The organism is Acinetobacter amyesii, assembly GCF_023499985.1.
Lineage (GTDB): Bacteria > Pseudomonadota > Gammaproteobacteria > Pseudomonadales > Moraxellaceae > Acinetobacter > Acinetobacter amyesii.
In genome coordinates, this window is sequence record NZ_JAMCOU010000006.1 from 208319 (window position 1) to 232063 (window position 23745).

Consider the following 23745-nt stretch of genomic DNA (forward strand, 5'->3'; position numbering starts at 1 on the left):
TTTTTATTGTGCTGCGTTAAATCGAAATGTCCTTTAATTTTTTCTTTAGCCACTTTCCCACATTTACAGCACCGTACTTTGAATATCGAGCTATACAATTTCACAGCAGATTGAAACGCTATCTACCCTTGCCCTGATTTAAACTGAAATGACACAGAATAAAAAAGGGAAATTCCAATGAAAATAGTCCTGATGTTCTCAAGTTTGCTGTTGACCTGCGTGTTGAGTGCTTGTGCCGTTCACACTCGTGAAGGCAGTATCGTGGTCGACCCAGATCGTAATCACTATCCTTATAATTATCCAGATCGCCATGGCGACTTTTGCCCGCCCGGACAGGCTAAAAAAGGCCGTTGTTGATTTGCCATTGCTGATTTCATGCCCTCTTCTTTTAAGCCTTCAAACCGAAGGCTTTTTCAATTCCGGCAATAAAATTTGAAGCTGTATATTCTACGAAAGTTCACAAAAGCACATGACAAATCATATAAATCTGGCACTTTATGCCACCCTATTTTTTAATTTGGCATAGATAATGTATACATCTGTATATTAATGACAAAATTAGCTGAGATATTTTGCATGTCAAGTTCAACTGAAGGTCTTCAATTTCCCATTTCGGCTTCAAACCAAAAGCCGAGTACATCTAAAACTGGTCGTGAAATTATCGCTGAAGCCTTAGCTGCAGTTGACCATCACTCTTCTGTACGTGCAAAACAAGAAAAAAACTGGCGTAAAAAATATCCTGAATATTTTAAAGCCTTGGTTGAACAAGGAATTCAATCATCTGAAGCTGCGATCAACATTGCTGAGCAAGGTTTAAATAAAGCGCATCACGTCTTTGAGTTTTATCGTAATCAAGAAAAGTATACGCTCAAAGATGCAGTAGCTTTGACTGCACATCCGCTGCATACCGTGAAATTAAAAGGTGAAAGTGACGCAGCGCCTGAGTGGTATGTGCCCTATCATGGTCAAAAACTTCAAGGTGAGGCTTTACTGGCTCAGATTCAAAAATGGCAAGATGCTGGCATCATTGAAGCCAGTCATGCCGACGCATTACGTGAAGCCATTGCACACCCAGAATGGTTCGATTTGTCAGATCGGACTATGGTGCTTTTTGGTGCTGCCTCCGAAGCTGGCCCTCTGACGTGGTTAGCAAAATGGAAAGCCAATATTGTGGCAATCGACCTCAATAATGAACGTGTTTGGGATCGAATCTTAAGCACGGTTCAGGCCGGTAATGCCACTTTATATGCACCAAGTCTCGACGCTGTGCATGAAGACACACCCATTCAAGAACTAAAACACAAATTGGGCGCCAATTTACTGACACACATTCCTGAAATTGCACAATGGCTTGCACAAAGTGAACATCAACTAGATCTGGCTGCAATTGCCTATTTAGATGGTGAAAAGCATGTTCGTGTTGCAATGGCAATGGACAGCATCATGGCCTATGTCAGCCAACAAAAAGCCGACACCAGCTTGATGTTTATGTGTACTCCGACCGATGTCTATGCGGTTCCAGAAGAGATTGTTACGGCAGCGCAAGCCAAATTCCAAAACCGTGCTTCTGCACAAAAACTATTGACACAAAGTATTGCCAAAGTCACAGGTCAGCATTTCTTTAAGCAAAATAATGAGCAAACCACCACAGCAGACAATGGAAAATCCTATGGTATTGCTGACTGTCTAGTGGTGGAACAAGGTCCAAACTACGCACTCGCAAAACGTATCCAACAATGGCGCGCAACTGTCGCACGTCAAAATGGTCAGCGGGTTAGTATCAATATTGCGCCATCCACCACGACCCGCTCAGTGACGAAGAACCCATTATTAAAGGCAGCATTTAATGGTGCGAGTTTATTTGATGTGGAATCATTCCAACCTGAAACCACCAATGCACTCATGGCAGCTTTATGGATTCACGACTTGAGAAACCCTCAATCGGTTGCTAACCCTGAAACGGCGCTAGACCATCCATTAGAACTCATGATGCATGGTGCCAACCATGGTGGCTTATGGCGTGTGGCTTATTTGGCGCGTACTGCCTTACCTTTTGCAGCGCTGTATGGTTTTGCTGAAGAGAAATTACCCGTGAAAAAAGTATTGGGACTGTTTAAAAAAGCGTAACGGCATTGGTTCAAATAAGTGTTGAACTTTGCAAAGCTTCAACTCGCTAGTTTGATTGTTCTAATTCAGCTCTCAGTCATCCCATTAAAATCGGTGATGTCTGAGATAAAGCCAAAAAAAACGCTGCCGAAGCAGCGTTTTTTATATCTGGAATTTGAGTTACTTAGAACACTTTCAAGAATAACCAGTACAAGCAACCTGATAGACAGATCGTTGCAGGTAAAGTGAAGACCCAAGCCGATAGAATGGTCTTCACTGTTGCAAAGTTCAAACCTGACTTATTCGCAACCATGGTACCTGCAACCGCAGAGTTAAGTACGTGTGTAGTCGATACTGGCATACCAAAACCATCCGCAGCAGCAATCGTTGACATAGCAACAAGCTCGGCAGACATACCCTGACCATAGGTCATGTGGTTTTTACCAATACGCTCACCTACAGTCACGACAATACGTTTCCAACCCACCATGGTTCCAAGACCCAGTGCCAATGCAACAGCGACTTTTACCCATGTTGGAATGTACTGTAAGAAGGAGTCTAAGTGACTACGATATTCCTTCACAGTTTTTTGTTCAGCTTCTGCCATTGCTGGTAGTTGTTCAGCTTTATCTAGACGTTTAAAAGCAGTGGTACTGAGGTACATATCATTACGAATCGAAGATACTTCTTGTTCAGGAATATCTTTTAAGTCGCCATACTGTGCAACACGCTCACCTAAATGATCGGTCAAACTTGCCAAAGCTGGCACAACTTCTGGGCTGACTTCTTTGGTTTGAATGTATTTGGTGAGTACATCACGCGCTTGTGCATCAGGAATATCCTTATGCTCTGCGTAGATCGCAGTCGCAGTTTGAGCAGATAACTGATGGAAAGATTGAATATGTTGATTATCTAAGTTCTTATTCAATGAATAAGCCAATGGCACACAACCGATCAAAATCAGCATGATCAGACCCATACCTTTTTGACCATCATTTGAACCGTGCGCAAAACTTACACCTGTACAGGTAAAGATCAAAATTGCACGAATCAGTGGTGGTGGCGGCTTATTGCCTTCTGGTGGCTGAAACAATTCTAGCTGTTTGCGGAAAATACGCTTCACCAACAAGAAAACTAGGGCTGCAAATGCAAAACCAATCAGTGGAGAGAACAATAACGCCTTACCGACTTTAAGCACCTGCTCCATATCTACACCGCTCGCACCACCGCCTGCATTTAACAGGTAGTTCATGATGCCAACGCCAAGAATAGAACCAATCAAAGTATGCGAACTAGACGCCGGGATGCCTAAGAACCAAGTCCCTAAATTCCACAAAATCGCTGCGATCAGCATTGCGAAAACCATGGCAAAGCCAGCACCTGAACCGACATTCATAATCAATTCAACAGGTAATAAGGCAATAATGCCGTAAGCGACTGCACCACTGGCAACCATTACACCCAGAAAGTTACAGAAACCTGCCCACATTACCGCAACTGGTGCTGACAAGGCGTTGGTATAAATCACTGTTGCCACTGCGTTTGCAGTGTCATGGAAACCATTTACAAATTCAAAGCCAAGTGCGATGAATAAGGCTGTGCCCAATAAAATCATTGAATAAAGACTTAAAGGCGGAACATGCGCTAAATCGGCAGTCACCTGAAAACCAATATAAATCAACGTTGAAATAATCACCGTTAAAAATACCGGCATAAAGAATTTCGGTGTAGGCACATGAACATTCGTGGACTTTTGAGGAGTCGACGTGTGCGCTGAATCTACGGGAGTTTGTTTAGAATTCATGCAGGCAGGAATAGAGGATTTTAAAATCCCCATATTGTTCAATTTAATTATGACAATTATATGACAAAGCGGTGTCATATAAAGCAATTTTTCATGCTTTATTTGTTTTTTTTAAGTGTTAAAAACCGACTTCCCTACTCTACTTTCATAAAGTAAATCAGTTATTTAATCTGCGTATTTAAACTTTATTTTCTTTGAAACCCAATATTTCAACTTATATTTCATCTGTCATGTTTTTTTGTCATATTGCATAGCCCTGCTGGATGTTTTTTAATCTTGCCTGAGCAATATGACAAATTCATGAAGCTTTCCATACATTTATATGAAATTAGAATATGAAATTAGCAAGTTGCAATATTGCTCATTAATTCAACAAGCTAATAATTGCGCGCTGTGAAGATGATTGAATATCAATAAAACTGCAATGAATTCTGTTAATATATTTGCCGATTTTATATTCCATCGGATTGGGGTTATTTATGTCCACGCTTGCCACCCTAAAAGAGCTGCTCGCTCAACGGATTCTGATTATCGACGGTGCAATGGGTACCATGATTCAGCGTCATAAACTCGAAGAAGCTGACTACCGTGGTGAGCGTTTTGCAGATTGGGCATCTGACCTCAAAGGCAATAATGACCTATTGGTGTTGACTCAGCCGCAAATTATTCAAGGCATTCATGAAGCCTACCTCGATGCTGGCGCAGACATCATTGAAACCAACAGCTTTAACGGCACTAAAGTTTCAATGTCTGACTACCACATGGAAGATTTGGTATCAGAGATCAACCGTGAAGCAGCGCGTATTGCCAAAGCAGCTTGTGAAAAATACTCAACGCCTGAAAAACCGCGTTTTGTAGCAGGTGTGCTTGGCCCGACTTCACGTACTTGCTCGATCTCGCCAAATGTAAATGACCCAGCATTTCGTAACATTACTTTTGATGAACTGAAAGAAAACTATATTGAAGCTGCGCATGCCCTGATTGAAGGCGGTGCAGACATTCTTTTAATTGAAACAGTATTCGATACCTTAAACTGTAAAGCTGCCATTTTTGCAGTGAAAGAAGTCTTCAACCAAATTGGCTACGAATTGCCATTGATGATTTCAGGCACGATTACCGATGCCTCTGGCCGAACTTTAACTGGCCAAACTGCTGAAGCGTTCTGGAACTCTGTGCGTCATGGTGATTTATTGTCGATTGGCTTTAACTGTGCCCTAGGTGCAGATGCCATGCGTCCGCATGTAAAAACCATTGCTGACGTTGCCGATACTTTTGTTTCGGCGCATCCGAACGCTGGCTTACCAAATGCCTTCGGCGGTTATGATGAAACCCCTGAACAAACCGCTGCCTTTATTAAAGAATTTGCAGAAAGTGGCTTGATTAACATCACTGGCGGCTGCTGCGGTACAACGCCGGATCACATCCGTGCTATTGCCAATGCCGTAAAAGACATTGCGCCGCGCCAAGTGCCAGAAACCAAACCCGCTTGCCGTTTAAGCGGTTTAGAGCCGTTCAACATTACAGAAGATTCGCTGTTTGTAAACGTCGGTGAACGTACCAACGTGACAGGTTCTAAAAAATTCCTACGTTTAATCCGTGAAGAAAACTTTGCCGAAGCTTTAGAAGTTGCACAGCAGCAAGTTGAAGCCGGTGCTCAGATTATCGACATCAACATGGATGAAGGCATGCTGGATTCAGAAGGCGCAATGGTGCACTTCCTGAATCTTGTAGCCTCTGAACCTGAAATTTCACGTGTGCCGATCATGATTGACTCATCTAAATGGGAAATCATTGAAGCGGGCTTAAAATGTGTACAAGGTAAAGCGGTTGTTAACTCGATTTCCTTAAAAGAAGGCTATGACGAGTTCGTTGCAAAAGCACGTTTGTGCCGTCAGTATGGCGCTGCCGTAATTGTTATGGCCTTTGACGAAAATGGTCAGGCCGATACAGCTGCACGTAAAAAAGAAATCTGTAAGCGTTCTTATGATGTATTGGTCAATGAAGTGGGCTTCCCTGCTGAAGACATCATTTTTGACCCGAACGTATTTGCCGTGGCAACTGGTATTGAAGAACACAATAACTATGCTGTGGACTTTATTGAAGCGACAGGTTGGATCAAACAGAACTTACCGCATGCGATGATTTCCGGCGGTGTGTCTAACGTATCGTTCTCATTCCGCGGTAACGAGCCTGTACGTGAAGCGATTCACTCAGTGTTCTTATACCATGCCATTCAGCAAGGCATGACTATGGGTATCGTCAACGCAGGTCAAATGGCGATTTATGATGATATTGACGCTGAACTGAAAGCTGCGGTTGAAGATGTGATCTTGAACCAAAATCAAGGTGAAAGTCAGCACGATGCAACGGAAAAGCTACTTGAAGTGGCTGAAAAATACCGTGGTCAAGGTGCTGCGCAAAAACAAGTGGAAAACTTGGAATGGCGTGAGCTTCCAGTTGAAAAACGTCTTGAGCATGCGCTTGTAAAAGGTATCACCACCTTTATTGATGAAGATACTGAAGAAGCACGCCTGAAAGCTAAACGTCCACTCGATGTGATTGAAGGTCCGCTGATGGACGGCATGAATGTGGTAGGTGATTTGTTCGGTTCAGGCAAAATGTTCCTGCCGCAAGTCGTGAAATCTGCACGTGTCATGAAACAGGCTGTAGCTTGGCTGAATCCGTTCATTGAAGCGGAAAAAACAGCTGGCCAATCTAAGGGTAAAGTCCTGATGGCAACCGTGAAAGGTGACGTACATGACATCGGTAAAAATATCGTGGGCGTAGTACTTGGCTGTAATGGTTATGACATCATCGACCTTGGCGTGATGGTGCCTTGCGAGAAGATTCTGCAAACTGCCATTGATGAGAAAGTCGACATTATTGGTCTATCTGGCCTGATTACGCCGTCACTGGATGAAATGGTTTTTGTTGCGAAAGAAATGCAGCGCAAAGGCTTTAATGTTCCATTGATGATTGGCGGTGCAACCACTTCTAAAGCGCATACGGCAGTGAAAATTGATCCACAATATTCAAACGATGCAGTCATTTATGTTGCCGATGCATCTCGTGCGGTGGGTGTAGCAACAACTTTACTTTCTAAGGAAATGAAGCCAAAGTTTGTAGCAGAAACCCGTGCTGAATATGAAAAAGTCCGTGAGCGTATTGCTAACAAACAGCCGAAAGCAGCGAAACTGACGTATGCTGAATCGGTTGAAAATGGCTTAAAAATTGACTTTGCTGCCAATGCGCCTGCGAAGCCAAACTTTATTGGTACGCAAACGCTGACCAATTATCCATTGGAAACATTAGTTGAATACTTTGACTGGACACCGTTCTTCATTTCTTGGAGTTTGGCAGGTAAATTCCCTGCTATCTTAACTGATGAAGTTGTAGGTGAAGCAGCAACTGACTTGTATGAACAAGCACAGACCATGCTAAAAGACATCATCGACAACAAACGTTTTGATGCTCGTGCTGTGTTTGGTATTTACCCTGCAAATCGTTCAGCAGCGGATTCGGTTGAAGTGTATAGCGAAGATGGTCAATCGGTTACGCATACCTTCCATCACATTCGTCAACAGTCTGACAAAGTGACAGGTAAACCAAACTTGTCATTAGCGGACTTTATTGCGCCTAAAGGTGTCGCAGAAGACTACTTGGGCGGTTTCACTGTATCGATCTTTGGTGCAGAAGAAATGGCCAATGAGTACAAAGCTAAAGGCGATGACTACTCTGCAATTCTTGCACAATCTTTAGGTGACCGTTTTGCGGAAGCGTTTGCGGAGCATTTGCACGAGCGCATTCGTAAAGAGTTCTGGGGCAACCAAGCTTCTGAAACCTTAAGCAATGAAGAATTGATTAAAGAGAAGTATATAGGCATCCGTCCTGCGCCGGGCTACCCTGCTTGTCCTGAGCATTCTGAAAAAGCACCACTCTTTGACTGGCTCGGTTCGACGGATAAGATCGGTACGCAATTGACTTCTAGTTTTGCAATGTGGCCGCCTTCATCTGTCAGCGGTTTCTACTATGCAAACCCTGAAAGCCAATACTTTAACGTGGGTAAAATCGCAGGCGATCAGCTTGAGGATTATGCAAAGCGTAAAGGCTGGACGCTGGATGAAGCGAAACGCTGGTTAGCGCCGAATTTGGATGATTCAGTTCAATAATTAGTTTGAAAAAATCCCCTCGTGTGAGGGGATTTTTTTATTTATAATCAAAAATCTTAAAAAGACATAAACGAATTTTATAAAATTGAAAAAAATATTCTTACTTTTAGTTTTACCTTTTATTTCATCTTTTACTTTTGCAAAATGTAAAGCTAGTAATGTTTATGATGAAATTGCTTGTTATGAAAAAGAACTACAATTTAATAAAACCAAGCTCAACCAAACTTATCAAAAGCTATATAACACTATGAATGAGGAAGGTCAGAAAATTTTAGAAACCTCTCAAAAGAATTGGTTGTTATATAAAAATAGTCATTGTAATGAACTCGTATCTTATCTTTCTAGTGGCGTATAAGGTGCGGGATCTAAGTTAATCAATCTATCATGTAATGCTGATCTTATTGATCAGAGAATCAAGCAATTAAATCAGTTAGAATAATAGCCCCCTACCTTTAGCCTTTAAAAATAAAATGAACTTTTTTTAATTTTGTGAATAGTTGGTGGCTCGAAATGATTATGGAAATAAGCTTTGGTATTGTGTGTTTAATAGGATCCGTTTTTGTATGGAAATACACACATTCACTAATCTGGATTATCATTTTTATGTCATGCTTTGCACACATGGGATCACTTATTATTGATCATTTTCGTACACAAAAAATTAATGATGCCATGCAATCAAAACATAAAGTCAAAAAATGCGGCACATATACAGGTCATTCAACAATTCTGCGAGGAAGTCATCGCAACTCATGGCAACAAATTATTTTCCATTTCACAATGTTAGATGGTAAAAATCTTAGTTTCCCTGAATCAGATCAAATTTCTATGACTGGAAGCCATTTTGAATATTTGGAAAATCCACCACAATCAGTTTGTTTAACCTATGCAGAAAATTATTCAGATAGATTTGGTTATTATTTTTTGACTGATATCCATTTCAACAAAAACTTAATTAAAAAATAATCTATCCTAGTAAAACAATAGACATGTCTTAAAGAATGGGAATCTCACTAAATCAGATGTATTGGGATTCCTTTATAGGAAATTTCAAAAAACGCTAAAAGACCACTCATCAATCTGTCCTAGCACCTACCCATTCCTCCTCCCCCTTGCTAAGCAATGCGTCTCATCCCAGAGTGAGAGGGAGCTTTCATTGTGAATTAGAAACTTTATGAATTTATTAATGGATATTACCCCTATAATAACCTTTACGCATTGATTTAAAACAAAATGAAAGTAAGGGTTAGGGAGAGGTAAAGTTTCAAAAGCTCAATCTATACTTTCCAAACCATCCGTTTTTACATTATTTAATCAGCAAAAAACTTCAAATTCCTGAATAATTAAAACTTAGAACTCTCCCCTATAAATACAGATTGGTACATCCATGAAAAAACTCATGAACGGTGCAGAAAACATCGTAATTGAAATGTGCAAAGGCTTTGTTCTTGCCCATCCAGAACTCGCATTTAACGAGTCGCACAAAATCATTTCACGCAAAGAAAAGCACAATAACGTGGCATTGATCAGTGGTGGTGGTAGCGGTCACGAACCTGCCCATGCAGGCTTTGTAGGCACAGGCATGTTAGACGCTGCCGTATGTGGTGATGTATTTGCATCTCCATCGCAAATTCAGGTCTATAAAGCTTTACAGCAAGTCGCAACTGACAAAGGCGTGCTGATGATCATCAAAAACTATTCTGGCGATATGATGAATTTCCAGAATGGCGCAGACCTTGCAACTGAAGACGGCATTAAAGTTGACTATGTAAAAGTGGCAGATGACATTGCGGTTAAAGACAGCCTATATACAGTCGGTCGTCGTGGTGTTGCAGGCACAATATTTGTACATAAGATTGCAGGCGCAGCAGCATCAAAAGGCTTAGAACTTGCAGACGTAAAAGCGATTGCTCAAAAAGCTGCGGACAACGTCATTAGCCTTGGTTTTGCTTATAGCTCATGTACTGTTCCAGCCAAAGGCACGCCAACGTTTACTTTGGCTGATGACGAAATGGAATATGGCGTCGGCATTCACGGTGAACCCGGCATCCGTCGTGAAAAAATCTTGCCATCCAAAAAAATGGCACAGCGCATCGTGGATGACCTGTTCCTTGACCGCCCAGACATGAAAGAAGTTGCAGTCTTGGTCAATGGCTTTGGTAGCACACCGCTGCAAGAGTTGTATGTCTTTAACCATGATGTATGCGAACACCTTGCACGTAAAGGCATCAAAATTTACCGCACATTTGTCGGCAACTATATGACCAGTATCGACATGAATGGTGCATCTGTGTCCTTGCTTGCTGTCGATGATGAATTGAAAACTTACCTCGATGCAGCAGCCAACACCCCTGCATTTAAAATGGATGGTTCAGCAGCACAACCTTTAACTTTCGCAACTAAAGATGCTGCCACCGAAGCTGTGGTAAATACCCAAGTTGAAACACAGCCTGAACATGCGGTGATTAGCAATGAACAATTCACCATCGAAAACATGCGCTATGTGGTCGATGTCATGTCTGCCTGTATCATTAGAAATGAAGTGCCATTCTGTGAACTAGACGCGCATGCAGGTGACGGCGACTTCGGTATGAGCGTGGCGAAAGGCTTTAAGCAATTAAAACGTGAATGGCAAAGTCTGATTCAAGCGCAGCAGATGGATGAATTCATGCTGAACTGCTCAATGATCATTATGGAACACTGTGGCGGTGCATCTGGCCCAATCTGGGGTTCAGCATTCCGTGCAGCAGCGAAATCAATTCAAGGCAAAACTGCTTTGAGCGTTTCAGACTTTGCCGAGATGCTGCAAGCAGCGGTCAAAGGCATTCAAACTACAGGTGAGCGTTCATTTGGACGCGGCGCAGTGGTGGGTGATAAAACCCTGATTGATGCACTTGTGCCATGCGCAGATTCTTGGTCTGCCCATACAGATAAAACCTTTAAAGAAAACTTTGTACTTGGTGCAAAAGCGGCGGTTCAAGGCGCTGAAAATACCAAAGAGATTGTAGCGCGTATGGGACGTGCGGGAACTGTAGGCGACCGTAGTCTTGGCTATCCAGATGCTGGCGCACATGGTTTAGGTGTAATCTTTACGAATATTGCAGAACATATTAAATAACTGAACATCTTTAAAAATTGCCAGACCACATCAAAAGCATCGATTCGTCGGTGCTTTTTTTATGGCTATTTTAAAGCACTTTTTTTCATCAAATATCTCATTCATACAATACCTTTAGCATGAAATCCTTTTTCGAATAGTGCTTAAAAATTAACACAATTGAGCTGCTTTATCGCCCAGCGCTTTGCTAAGTTAAAAACACATAACGATAAAAAAGGATGAGACATGGATTTCACTCAAATTTTCATCCATGACACTACATGGACTTTTGCTGCCGAAGTGATTTTGCGTAGCGTCATTATGTTCGTTTTAATCATCGTATTCTTACGCCTAACAGGCAAACGCGGCGTGCGTCAGTTATCCATCTTTGAAGTTGCCATCCTCCTTGCTTTGGGTTCTATTGCAGGCGACCCAATGTTTGATGAGGAACTCCCCCTCTTACAAGCGCTCATTGTGATGACGGTGGTGATTGGTTTATACCGCGTAATCACTTGGCTCATGATGAAATACCAACCCTTTGAAGATTTAATTGAAGGCAAAGCCCTCTACATTGTGGAAGATGGTGAATTGGTTTTAGAAAAGATTAAACAAGGTAAAATGTCACATGATGAATTCTTCTCTGAAATGCGTCAGCAAAATGTTGAGCATCTTGGACAAGTTCGAGTTGGCTTATTAGAAAGTGATGGCAAGTTTAGTATTTTGTTTTATCCACCTGAACAAGTGCGTTATGGACTGCCTCTATTTCCGAAACCCTATAAAGCGGTTCGAGATATCAAAATGCATCAGCTGTATGCCTGTACGCACTGTGGCAAAACCATGTACATTCACGGTGCTCAGAATACCTGCCCGCGCTGCGGATGTTGTGACTGGGCTGAAGCGATTAATACACAGCGTTTAGCTTAAGCATTCAAGGCTAAAACTTTAAAATTCTGTGCCGCTTCAATTAAACACGTCATCAAAATACAGTCAGATCCAACGACCATCACCACAGACCCACCCTTGAATGTTTTATTCGCCATCTAAAAGTGCAGCAGCAGAGATTTCATTGGTTAATATCTGTGCATCATTTCAATTCAGGCAAGACATCAAGTTTTCATCTTTTGAAGACCACAAGATGCTCAGACAGACTCCCAAAAATGTATCATTCGTCAATTTTAAGTTTCATTCTCGCGCTAACATCTATCAATCAGATAAAAATACAAAATAATGAATTGCCCTGAATTAACTCAGAAATGGCGCAATTTGTTTTTCATTTTTTAAACAGATTCTAAAAACATAGTTTTTCACTTAATAATCATTCATTTAATTTTGTCATTGCAAATCACCATTGCACTATTTTAGTGCATTGTTGTCATACTCATGCAAGTCTTTGCTTTATATCGAGTCTTCTACATTTTTTAGTTTTTTTAATCAAAATTTCCCTCGCTCACTCCTCTTTTCGAAATTATTCCGCTCGATATACTGAACTTCTTTTCGTGAACTAGCGCACTAAACTGGAACACCTTATGCAAAATATAGATCTCCTCTTTCTCCTTCTTGGTGCAGTCTTGGTTCTTGCCATGCATGCTGGCTTTGCATTTTTAGAATTAGGTACAGTACGACATAAAAATCAGGTCAATGCGCTGAGTAAAATTTTGACTGACTTTTCTATTTCCGCAATTGCATACTTTTTTGTGGGTTATTACATCTCTTATGGTCAGCATTTTTTCCATATTGGGGACACTTTAGCCGCCGATCATGGCTACAACTTAATGCGTTGTTTCTTCCTGCTGACTTTTGCCGCAGCCATTCCAGCGATTATTTCTGGTGGTATTGCTGAACGTGCAAAAATGCGGACTCAAGCGATTGCCACATTATTATTGGTCGCTTTGGTCTATCCATTTTTTGAAGGCATGGCATGGAATGGTAATTTTGGATTACAAGCTTGGTTAGAACGTACATTTGGCGCAGCCTTTCATGACTTTGCAGGTTCGGTTGTGGTACATGCGATGGGTGGTTGGATCGCTTTAGCTGCAGTACTTTTACTCGGTGCGCGTCATGGTCGTTACAAAAAAGATGGCCGTATCAGTGCGCATCCACCTTCAAGTATTCCTTTTTTGGCACTCGGTTCTTGGATTCTCATTGTCGGTTGGTTTGGCTTCAACGTAATGAGTGCTCAACGCCTTGATGCGATTTCAGGACTGGTTGCAATTAACTCTCTCATGGCGATGGTCGGTGGCACATTGGCGGCAAACTTCATGGGTAAAAATGACCCCGGTTTCTTACATAACGGTCCCTTAGCAGGTTTGGTTGCAATCTGTGCAGGCTCAGATGTAGTTCATCCTGTCGGTGCGTTAATTATCGGCGCTATCGCAGGTCTGATCTTTGTCAAACTATTTACATACACTCAAAACAAACTCAAAGTCGATGATGTACTTGGCGTATGGCCACTACACGGTGTTTGTGGTGCTTTCGGTGGTATTGCAGTGGGTGTATTTGGACAAAAATGGTTGGGCGGTTTAGGCGGTATTTCAATGATCTCTCAATGTATCGGTACGCTGCTCGCGATCGTGATTGCATTGGCTGGTGGTTTTATCGTTTATGGTCTACTCAAAGTAACGATGGGTATTCGCCTAGATCAAGAAGAAGAATTCCGTGGTGCAGACTTAAGTATTCACCGTATTTCGGCAAACTCTGAAGAAAACATGTTCTAAACAACACAATCTAAAGCGGCTTTTAAGCCGCTTTTTTTAACCCTGAAATGCACTCAAAGCTCTATTATTAGAAATCCTTATTTCAGAAAATTTAAGACTTGATCCAAATGCTGAATTTTATTCGGAATGCTGTGCTGTTGTTCTGCACTTAAAGCATGAAAGCCTTCAAGCAATACGGCAAACATCCCTGCTTGGCTCGCACCATAAATATCATTGACAGGATGATCACCAATAAATAAACACTCGGTTTCCGTCACGCCCAACTCACGACAACTGTACTGAAATATTTCAACTTTGGGCTTACTGATGCCTGCACTTTCCGAGCTGATGATCTGATCAAAATACGATGCAAAACCCAGTCCATTTAAAATGTTCAGGCGTGTGGCATGTCCACCATTCGACACCACAGCCAATTTATACTGCTGTTGTTTTAGTTGCTGCAGCAAGCTCAATGCTCCTGGCATCGCCACGGCAAACTGACCAAAGTGCTGAAACCAAAATTGTGTCAGCTCATCAAAATCGGGTTGATGTATCCAACTTAGCTCTGTTTGTAGGGCATAAGCGACAGATGCCCCAATACTCGGATGAGTAAGGAGTTCTTTTTTCGGATATCCCCCATTATCTATACGATTAATAATACGTTTAATCTGTACAAGGTCTACCTCCGCCAGCGTCGACTGATAAGACTCGGCTAAATACTGCGTATAGGCCTGAACGCTGTGATCTCGATGAGTCAAAGTATTATCTAAATCAAAAAGGACTGCACGTATGCTCATAAATCTTTATTACTGAGTTTTCAAAAACTTTAACACAATGCCCGTTTTGCTTTATGCACCTTCTTCACTATCGATATCAATACAGTTCAAATAGCCGATTAAGTCTGATTTAAGTTTTGTGGTTTCAAATAGCAGCATTCAAACAAAATAATTTCGGCACATCACACGACTTATGCTCTCGAACCGTACCTTTTTATTGCGACAAACCCTGCTGCTCACACTCAGTTTGGTTGGCCTCCTTTATGTTTTTCCTGTCGGTGGTTCGCTCGACCAAGCTTTTATTCAGCCTTGGGTCGAGCTACATGGTAGTTTTCCTCATCGTAATGATTGGGCACTTGCTGTGCTGAACCATCGCTATATCAAGAATATCGTCATAGGCGTTTATGTTCTCTATATCGCAGCATGGATATGCAGTTTTAAATATCCTCATCTGAAAGCACGTAAGTTTGAATTCGGTTATTTTATCGTAGTGGCTCTACTCAGCACGGCAATGATTGGTTTGCTCAAATCACAATCTGCACATGCCTGCCCTTGGAATATGACCGTCGCCACAGCCCAAGGCTTTTCTTGGGATTTTTCAGCACGCCAAGGACACTGCTTCCCCGGTGGCCATGCTGCGACTGGTTTTGCCTTAATCACCGGATATTTTGTTTATCTAATACATCGACCTGCCCGTGCCTATTTCTTTTTATCAGCTGGGCTGATTTTAGGCTTTGCTTTTGGCTGGGCGCAAATGATGCGGGGTGCGCATTTTCTGAGCCATAACCTTTGGACAGCATGGTTTATTTGGGCCTTTAACACAGTCATTTATACATTTGGCTGTCGTTATCTACCCACAGAAAAAATCAAAACTGCCTATAAACACTTTGAATGGATATAGGCTTTATTCGCAAGGAGTAAATTAAAATAATTAGGAGTTTAAAGGTCTTAGCGGAATCTGAATCGTTACTTTCAACCCACCCAGCGTTTCACTTTTCGCAAAATCTAAACGTGCACCAATATGCGCAGCGGCCTTATCCACGATCGCCAAGCCTAAACCACTTCCAATTTCTTCATGATTATAAATTCGATAAAAGCGTTTTCGAATTTGCTCATATAAAGCTGGGTCGATGCCAGGCCCACTATCTTCAACCTGTACAACCGCCTGCCCCGCATGTTCAAAGACGGAGACATTAATCATGCCCTGTGCAGGGGTATATTTAATGGCATTATCAATCAAATTAAAAATGATTGAATGTACGGTTGGCTCAAGACTATATAAGGCAATGCTTTGTTGTTGCTCCATGCCAAGGTCAATATCTTTATGCATCGCCAAATGTACCAGTTGCTCGACACAATTGGTTGCGACTTGCTTAAGATCAAAATGTTGTTTGCGCTCAAGTTCAAAGACCGAGGCATCTTGTTTTGCCAAACTCAACAATTGACTGACCAAATGCTGAATACGAATTAAACCTTTACTCAAATTTTGTAGAGCGTCATCTTGTGGAAATTTTTGTAGCAAAATCTGCATTTGCAAATTCAGTGCGGTAATCGGGGTCCGTAACTCATGCGCTGCGTCAGCAATAAACTGGCGCTGTTCCTGCTGCGACAACGAAATCCGTTCAAACAACTGGTTCATTTCAATAATGGTCGGCGCAATTTCCTCTGGATACGGCATTTGAGAGATTGGAGAAAGTTCAAAGGCATCCCGTTTTGCCAGTTCTTTTTTAAATTTTTCCAGTGGATTTAAGCTGCGTTGAATCAACCATCCCAAAGCGATTAATGCAAAAGGTATAAAAACCAAATAGGGAATAAACATGCTACTGGCCAATTCTGCTGCAAGATGCTGTCGAACCGATTCTTGCTGACTGACCTGAATTTGCCGATCTGCGAGTGGCAAAATATAGGTATGCCACTCATCCTGTTGGGTACTGTGGGTATAAAAACCGGCTTTGGGCTGAGGCGCGACCAATAATTTTAATTGATGGGTTTGATGCGCATTGGATTGATAGGTCCACACATCGACAAATAAATCTTCTTCGTGATAACGCTTATGTTGATCAAATTCGCTGCGAATGGGCTGCGGATCATGCTCTGCAACACGTTCCGCCAAATTTTGCATTTGCGCATCTAAAATTTCATTAATTTCTTCAAGTGCAATTCGATAAGCTGAAAACACCAAAAGACAGCCCAAAAGCATACTGAAAACAGACACATAAATAATTAGTCTCTTTTTCAGAGAATAAGGCTGCTGCATGGTCGATAATTCCTTTGCCTTAACCGAGTCGATAACCTAAACCACGAATGGTGCGAATAAAATCTTTGTCTAATTTTGTTCTGAGATGATGCACATACACTTCAATAGTATTACTGCTGATATCACTATCAAAATCGTAAAGCTTATCTTCTAAATTGGCTTTCGAAAAAATCTTATTCGGATGCGTCACCAGTGGAATCAATATGGCCCATTCACGGTTAGATAAATCGACATATTGCCCCTTATAGCGCGCAAGATGCTGCTCAATATCTAAAATCAATTCACCATGTTTTAAAATTTTCTGTGGTGCTTCGACTGAACTCAGCCCTGTGCGTCGAAGGAGTGCATGAATCCGTGCAAGTAATTCATCAAACTCATATGGCTTAATCAGATAGTCATCTGCCCCATGGTTTAAACCATCTACACGATTTTGTAATTGATCACGTGCCGAGATGATTAACACTGGCAATTTAGGCTGCATTTGACGAATTTGTTTCAGGACTTGCATACCATCCATCATCGGCAAACCTAGATCTAGCAAGACGATATCAATCCCCCCTTGCATTATGAGCTTTAAGCCATCGATACCATTATTCACCCACTCGACTTCAAACTGTTGATAGTTCAACAAGGTTTTAGTCGATTCGGCAATCATGAAATCATCTTCAATAATAAGTATTTTGTGCATGGCTTAAGTCCTGCGCTGTACTGAAGTACATTGTTGCAACATATTGTTTTTTTCATCAATCACTTGAGTCTGCACATCGAGCAAACTTAATAGCGATGGAAATAGATTATCCTGACTTAATTTTTGGCTTTTTTGTGCCATTAAACAAGTATATTGCGCTGAATTATTTTTTTGCCACGCCGGTGAAAACCACATCAACATCGGTACATGGGTTTGCTGTGACGGTGCAATTGCGTATGGAGAACCGTGTAAATATAAGCCATGCTCACCTGTCGACTCGCCATGATCGGACAAATACCACAGTCCTGTTTGATAGTGGTCAGTCACTTTTAAAGTGTTAATCAATTCACTCAGCACATGGTCGGTATAGATAATACTGTTGTCATAACTATTTATTAATTCTGTAGAGCTACATCCCTGTATGGCATTGCTATTACAGGTTGGCTTAAATTTTTGAAACGCTGCGGTACTTCGTTTGAAATAAGCAGGGCCATGACTGCCCATTTGGTGTAATACAATTAAACGGGGAGTTGGATCTGCTTTGGGGATCGAAGCCAAATATGCCTTCAAACCATCCAATAAGATTTCATCATGACATTCGCCATCGGCATCACACCACTTTTTCTTCAGCGCTTCAGGAAATTCATATTTTTCAACACGTGTGCATGTGCCCTTACAGCCTGAATTATTATCTAGCCACGTCACCTTATAGCCTGCACGCTGTGCTATATCGAGTAAACCTTCGCGATGACTTGCAAGCTGTTCGTCATATTCGGTTCTCGGCATACCCGAGAACATACAAGGAACAGACACAGCGGTTGCCGTGCCACATGAACTGACTTGGCTAAAATTAATAATATTTTGCTGACTGAGTTCAGGATTGGTATTTTTAGCATAGCCATTGAGTGAAAAACTTTCCGCGCGCGCAGTTTCACCAACCACCAAGACCATCAATTTTGGTAAGCTTTTGGCGCTTACGTTTTCAACCATATGTGCATCTTCACCATAGTTCAGCAATGGCAAATTCTGTTTCGGCGCTTTTTTGTGATAATAGGAAAATGTCGAAGCGATACTGTTTTGTGGTGAGAGCATGCCTTTTAAGTCACGATGCTCACGAAAGATCGCAGCATAATCGACAAAATAAACAAACAGCAAAGCACCCAAAAGGATGAGCGATAGCACTATATGTAGACCCTTTTTGGCTACGACCGTGCTTAGGGCTTCTTTATGCAGTGGCAAAAGCCAGATCAATAGCACTGGCAAAATAACCAGTCCAAAGACCCAGATAAAAAATTGTGGCGAGATTAAATCCTGCACTTCCTTTACATCTGTTTGCATCATGTTCTGCACTTGGTCAGATGTAATGGTCACGCCTAAACTATTGACGAAATAAGCACTCAAGCCACCAATGATCAGCAAAACACTCGCCAAAAGTTTTGAATTCCATCGCCATTGCAGGAGTTGCATCAGCACATTATAAAGTGCCACCACCACCAGTACGGTTGCCGCTAAGAATAGTCCAGCCTTCAATCCCGTATAAGGTGTGAGCTGCTGGATTTGCTGATAAAACGCGAGGTTCAAAACCATCCCAAGCCATAAGGCAAGCACGAGGTTAAATTGACTTAAACTAAGTCTTGGAATTTTTTGCTGTATTTTAGCTATGACCTGAAGCATATTGGCATCAATTATTGATCTTTGATGCCCTAATCTAAAAATTCAAACTTAAAAATCACTTAAAACTGATCAAAACCAAGCAAGAAAAATCAAAAAAGGCGATGTAAAACATCGCCTTTTGAACAACTTAAATCAAGGTCTTAGAATTTAAATTCTAGACCTGTACCCAATAAGGGTTGTTCGCTTTCATCTGGACCTTGTTCAAGTGCCAAGTAACCCGCATAGCCATATGCTTTCACTTGTTTGCTAAATGCATAATCCGCACCTGCAATGAATTGCTGAGCTTCGTAATCATCACCCACTTTATAGGTCGTAGTATTTTGACTATATTGTGCTTTTACTGTCCAAGCTTTTGCAGAAGGTAGATTGTATTCTGCACCGACTAACCAACCTTGAGCATCATCAATATTTGCTGCTGCAACATCATTACCTTTAGCAGCCTCAACCTCTGATGTTTGATACAGTGCTTTGAGTGCCAAACCACCCTCAAGATTTACACGACCAATCGCACGAACGGTATTTGCAGCAGCAAATGCTTTTGTACCTGCAACTTCAGGACTTTCAGCATTTAAGATCCCTACACCACCAAAGTTCGATGGAATGGCTTTGTCATAGGCTAAACCTGCAACAATAACAGGGCTGTCATAGACAACAGACGCCGACCAAGCATCGCCAAGACCACGACCTGCAGTTTTTACTACACCTTTATCACTCTTGATTCCTGAAGACTCACCTGTTGCAAGCAATGCATTAACTTTAATTGCACCTTCAGCAATTTTAAAAGCTGGTGATTCATAGACAACAACGTTATTTACACGGTTTTCACCCGTCATGATGCCTGTAACATCAGCACGGTTACCCACGTAGTTGTTGAATGTATCAACCGGACTAGATAATTGTTTTAATGGTGTATCGTGTGCACCGACTTTCAATGTACCAAGTTTCGCATCTTTCAAACCAACGAAGCGGTTACGCTTAGACCAGTCATCGCCTTCGCCGTCTGAGTTAAATGCCCATTCAATTGCATAAACTGCGCTTAAACGGTCAGTCAGTTTTTCATCGCCCTTTAAACCCAAGAAAGAACTGTTTGAACTGATTTCAACGACATCTTTGTCTGAAACACCCGTTTTATTATCTTCAGGTAAATAATCAACAGACGCATCAATTTCACCGTAGAAGGTTGGTGCTGCAAAGGTTGAGCCAGCCAAAAGGCTCAATGCGATAGCCGCTGCTAACTTAGTTTTCATCAAAAATTTTCCTTAAATTATTTTGTAACAGATATTACACACGGGAAACATATTACAAAATTATTAAAATAATATTTGCATTGCTCTTTTAGTGCTTTAGCTGATAAAAAACAACCAAAATCATGATTTAGAAGTGATTTTGGTCATTTTTTGATGCTTTTCCCCAAAATAGAATCGGGACTAAGCTCAATGCAGCCAAACCTGTGATCCAAAATAAATAAGTGCTATAACCCAACTGATCGGCCACTATGCCACTGATGCTATACAGCCCCCCACTCACCGTAGCCATAATGGCAACCTGAAATGTAAAGTCCGTTGCTGCAAATGCTTTACGACTATATTGCATCACCAAAGTCAGCATGATCACAAGCAGCATGGCTGAAATCATGTCTTCGGCAGCATTGATCCCATAGATCAGCCATTCATGAACTTTCCGTTTTGCCTCGAACTGCAAAGCCAGCCATGCATAGGCTAATAAGCTGAATATTTTCAATACCGAATAGAAAACCAAGGCTTGCGCCCGAGAAATATACTTCAAGCTTAGACCAGCAAACCCCGCCCCAATTAAAGCAGCCACAGCACCCAGCATGGTGACATACAGACCAATTTGACTAAAACTCAATCCTAAATCGACCATCAGTGGCTTAAGTAAAGGACCTGCTAGACCATCTGCAAGCTTAAAACTCAATAAGATCATGAGCCACAGTGTAAGGATTTTGGTTTGAGTAAAATAAGCCAAATACTGGCGAATAGCATAGAACAAGCCTGAAGTATGCTTATGGTTGTTATCATTCTCTTGAGAGGAAATTATGTTGAGCTGTGGCTTTAAAGGTTCTCGATAGAGAAAAATAGGGATGGTATTGATGAACACCAATGCCGCTAAAAACAGAAATGTGGCTTGCCAATCCAACCAATCCAAGGCCCAAAGTACAGCACCACCGCCCACGATAAAGCCGAGTCTGGAACCAATCACCTGAAAAGTATTGCCCCAGTGCTGTTGGTCAGTTTTTAAAATATTGACAGCCAAGCCATCCGTTGCAACATCTTGAGTTGCACCGACCAAATTCATACTGAGTAAAGCCACAAAAAACAGCAGCAAATACATTGGTTCATTCAAGCTTTGGATCGGCAAAAAAGACAGGAAGACCAAGACCACCACGGACAACAACTGCATTGGAATAATCCAACTCCGATAGTGCCCTTTGGACCTTGAACCATGCCGATCAATCCACGGTGCCCAAAAAACTTTGATCGACCATGGCAGCATGAGTAATCCAAAGCCACCAATATGCGCCAAAGATACACCTTGCGCTCTTAAAATCACTGGTAAAGCATGCGTCATAAAACCGACAGGTAACCCTTGCGCCCAATATAAGGAAAACAGTAAAAGATAGAGCTGACGAAGCTGGATCATAAGTTCCTAAATGTTGAGTGCGCTGAAGTTACATTTAGAGTAGTCAAAATACGGCTATTTTGCCAATGATCTAAAAAAATCATCGACCTAAGATAAAGGTCAATACTGATGCCGTACTTTTAAATGTGCATCACGTCGAAAATGGATTTCACTTATATAAGAATATGCAATGAATCAAAAGACTCAATTATTTCCAGTTTTGCCCGATCAAGTTCCATCACGCGGCTCCCCCCTGAGCCGCGCTATTTTTAAAAAACTTTTTTTGGCACAAGGATGGAAATTTGACGGCGAATTTCCCAACCTTGCCAAAGCTGTAGCGATCATTTCTCCGCATACTTCTAATATAGATGCATGGTATGGTTTTCTCGCCTTACTTGGAATCGGGATAAAAATAACCATTTTTGGTAAAAACACCCTTTTTGATACCCCCTTAAAACCACTTTTGGATTGGGTCGGCGTGATCCCTGTGCAGCGTGAAAATCCACATGGACTGACGCGTGAAATTGCTGAGATTGTCCAAGCGACAGATCAAATTTGGATTGGAATGGCACCTGAGGGAACACGAAAAAAAGCCGATAAAATCCGTAGTGGTTTTTACTATATTGCCTATGAAGCACAGATACCTATTGTGATGTTTAGCTTTGATTATGCAAAGAAAACCATTCATTGCTTGGGTGTTTTTGAACCCAGTGGAGATTTTGAAACTGATCTCGAAAAAATTTTGAAGATTTATGATGGCAAATTTTCCCCGAAAAATCCCGAATGGTTGGCCTTGCCGTTACAAAAGCACTGGAAAAAGCCCTAGTCAAATGGCTATTTTTTTGATGTGATGTGCACTTTGTATATTTAACCATCAGATTTCACCCATGAAACTTTTGCAATACCTGATTCCTAGCCTCTTTGTATTGGCACTCACTGGCTGTGATTCTGCAACCAAAACACCTGCGACCACGACACCTACACCAGCCAAAGCACGTGAACCGGTGATCGCGATTGCGCTCGGTGGTGGCGGTGCCAAAGGTTTTGCTCATATTGGCGTGCTTAAAGTACTCGAATCACATGGTATTAAACCTAAAATTGTGACTGGGACCAGTGCGGGTAGTTTTGTCGGTAGCTTATATGCCAGCGGTAAAACACCATATCAAATGCAGCAATTGGCCTTGAACTTTAAAGAGTCTGATATTCGTGACTTAACCTTAAATAGCCAAGGCATTATTCAAGGGCAAAAATTGCAAGACTTTGTTAATAAAAACGTCGGCAATAAATCAATTGAACAGTTTCCAAAACGCTTTGCTGCTGTAGCCACCCGTTTGGATAATGGCAGTAAAACTGAATTTAACCGTGGTAATGCAGGCCAAGCGGTACGTGCATCGTGCAGCATTCCAAATGTATTTGTACCTGCAACCATTGCAGGGGTGAAATATGTCGATGGTGGCTTAGTCAGCCCGATTCCGGTGAAAACGGCACGTGATATGGGTGCAGATATCGTGATTGCGGTTGATATTTCTGCGCGTCCTGACGGTAGCAAAGCCGTAAGCATGTTTGGTTTACTCGATCAAACCATTAACATCATGGGACAACAAAGTATTAATGAAGAACTGAAAAATGCTAATTTCGTGATTCAACCTAAAGTGGGACATATCGGCACACTCGATTTGAAGTCGAGCAATGCGACGATTTTAGAAGGTGAAAAAGCCGCACAGCTCAAAGTGAATAGCATTATTAAGGCGATCGATAACTTTAAACAGTCCCCTGCGGCCTTTAAACCAGCACCAAAAGCGAAAATATAATTCAACGATTTTTTTTATATTCATTGAGTT

At 41.7% G+C, this 23745-nt stretch carries 18 protein-coding genes; 11 read left to right on the forward strand and 7 right to left on the reverse strand.

The features are described from left to right. Nucleotides 1-177: 177 nt before the first annotated feature. Both M5F03_RS00990 and M5F03_RS00995 read left to right on the forward strand, forming a co-directional pair. Nucleotides 178-357 (forward strand): hypothetical protein, encoded by a 180-nt coding sequence (locus M5F03_RS00990; protein ID WP_180005268.1) that lies wholly within the window; start codon nt 178-180, stop codon nt 355-357. Nucleotides 358-576: 219 nt separating this feature from the next. Then, the gene (locus tag M5F03_RS00995) at nt 577-2127 is read left to right on the forward strand and encodes a hypothetical protein (protein WP_111884443.1); all 1551 of its coding nucleotides are present in this window, start codon (nt 577-579) and stop codon (nt 2125-2127) included. Nucleotides 2128-2290: 163 nt separating this feature from the next. Here the strand turns inward: M5F03_RS00995 and M5F03_RS01000 are convergent, their stop codons facing one another. Further along, on the reverse strand, nt 2291-3910 hold the full coding sequence (locus tag M5F03_RS01000) for an inorganic phosphate transporter (protein ID WP_180035527.1): 1620 nt from the start codon (nt 3908-3910) through the stop codon (nt 2291-2293). A gap of 479 nt (nt 3911-4389) precedes the next feature. Between M5F03_RS01000 and metH the strand changes: the two genes are divergently transcribed. The 6 genes from metH (at nt 4390) to M5F03_RS01030 (ending at nt 13890) form a co-directional block, all read left to right on the forward strand. After that, nucleotides 4390-8079: a methionine synthase gene (gene metH / locus M5F03_RS01005; RefSeq protein WP_249705976.1), complete on the forward strand. Its 3690-nt coding sequence runs from the start codon at nt 4390-4392 to the stop codon at nt 8077-8079. 85 nt (nt 8080-8164) lie between these two features. Then, nucleotides 8165-8434, forward strand: coding sequence for a lysozyme inhibitor LprI family protein (locus M5F03_RS01010; RefSeq protein ID WP_249705978.1), 270 nt, complete (start codon nt 8165-8167; stop codon nt 8432-8434). 155 nt (nt 8435-8589) lie between these two features. Continuing rightward, the gene (locus tag M5F03_RS01015) at nt 8590-9045 is read left to right on the forward strand and encodes a hypothetical protein (protein ID WP_180007440.1); all 456 of its coding nucleotides are present in this window, start codon (nt 8590-8592) and stop codon (nt 9043-9045) included. Between the two features lie 421 nt (nt 9046-9466). Beyond that, nucleotides 9467-11197: a dihydroxyacetone kinase subunit DhaK gene (gene dhaK, locus M5F03_RS01020; protein ID WP_249705980.1), complete on the forward strand. Its 1731-nt coding sequence runs from the start codon at nt 9467-9469 to the stop codon at nt 11195-11197. A gap of 225 nt (nt 11198-11422) precedes the next feature. Next, nucleotides 11423-12100: a DUF421 domain-containing protein gene (locus M5F03_RS01025; RefSeq protein WP_249705982.1), complete on the forward strand. Its 678-nt coding sequence runs from the start codon at nt 11423-11425 to the stop codon at nt 12098-12100. A 602-nt stretch (nt 12101-12702) separates the two neighbouring features. Next, entirely contained in the window at nt 12703-13890 is a 1188-nt protein-coding gene (locus M5F03_RS01030; protein ID WP_078193036.1) for an ammonium transporter, read from the forward strand. 77 nt (nt 13891-13967) lie between these two features. Here the strand turns inward: M5F03_RS01030 and M5F03_RS01035 are convergent, their stop codons facing one another. After that, nucleotides 13968-14666: an HAD family hydrolase gene (locus tag M5F03_RS01035; protein WP_180108919.1), complete on the reverse strand. Its 699-nt coding sequence runs from the start codon at nt 14664-14666 to the stop codon at nt 13968-13970. Nucleotides 14667-14838: 172 nt separating this feature from the next. Between M5F03_RS01035 and M5F03_RS01040 the strand changes: the two genes are divergently transcribed. Beyond that, nucleotides 14839-15546 (forward strand): phosphatase PAP2 family protein, encoded by a 708-nt coding sequence (locus tag M5F03_RS01040; protein WP_249705984.1) that lies wholly within the window; start codon nt 14839-14841, stop codon nt 15544-15546. Between the two features lie 30 nt (nt 15547-15576). Here the strand turns inward: M5F03_RS01040 and M5F03_RS01045 are convergent, their stop codons facing one another. The 5 genes from M5F03_RS01045 to M5F03_RS01065 form a co-directional block, all read right to left on the reverse strand. Next, nucleotides 15577-16902: an ATP-binding protein gene (locus tag M5F03_RS01045; protein WP_249705993.1), complete on the reverse strand. Its 1326-nt coding sequence runs from the start codon at nt 16900-16902 to the stop codon at nt 15577-15579. A 19-nt stretch (nt 16903-16921) separates the two neighbouring features. Next, nucleotides 16922-17590 (reverse strand): response regulator transcription factor, encoded by a 669-nt coding sequence (locus M5F03_RS01050; protein WP_078189962.1) that lies wholly within the window; start codon nt 17588-17590, stop codon nt 16922-16924. Between the two features lie 3 nt (nt 17591-17593). Beyond that, entirely contained in the window at nt 17594-19264 is a 1671-nt protein-coding gene (locus tag M5F03_RS01055; RefSeq protein WP_249705995.1) for a phosphoethanolamine transferase, read from the reverse strand. Between the two features lie 140 nt (nt 19265-19404). Further along, on the reverse strand, nt 19405-20511 hold the full coding sequence (locus M5F03_RS01060; RefSeq protein WP_249705997.1) for a porin: 1107 nt from the start codon (nt 20509-20511) through the stop codon (nt 19405-19407). Nucleotides 20512-20638: 127 nt separating this feature from the next. Further along, the gene (locus tag M5F03_RS01065) at nt 20639-21925 is read right to left on the reverse strand and encodes an MFS transporter (protein WP_249705999.1); all 1287 of its coding nucleotides are present in this window, start codon (nt 21923-21925) and stop codon (nt 20639-20641) included. A gap of 169 nt (nt 21926-22094) precedes the next feature. Here M5F03_RS01065 and M5F03_RS01070 point away from each other — a divergent pair, with 169 nt between their 5' ends. Together M5F03_RS01070 and M5F03_RS01075 are read left to right on the forward strand one after the other, a co-directional pair. After that, a complete protein-coding gene (locus M5F03_RS01070; RefSeq protein ID WP_249706001.1) occupies nt 22095-22730 on the forward strand; it encodes a 1-acyl-sn-glycerol-3-phosphate acyltransferase in 636 nt (211 codons plus the stop codon). Between the two features lie 61 nt (nt 22731-22791). After that, entirely contained in the window at nt 22792-23715 is a 924-nt protein-coding gene (locus M5F03_RS01075) for a patatin-like phospholipase family protein (protein ID WP_180024072.1), read from the forward strand. Nucleotides 23716-23745 lie beyond the last annotated feature (30 nt).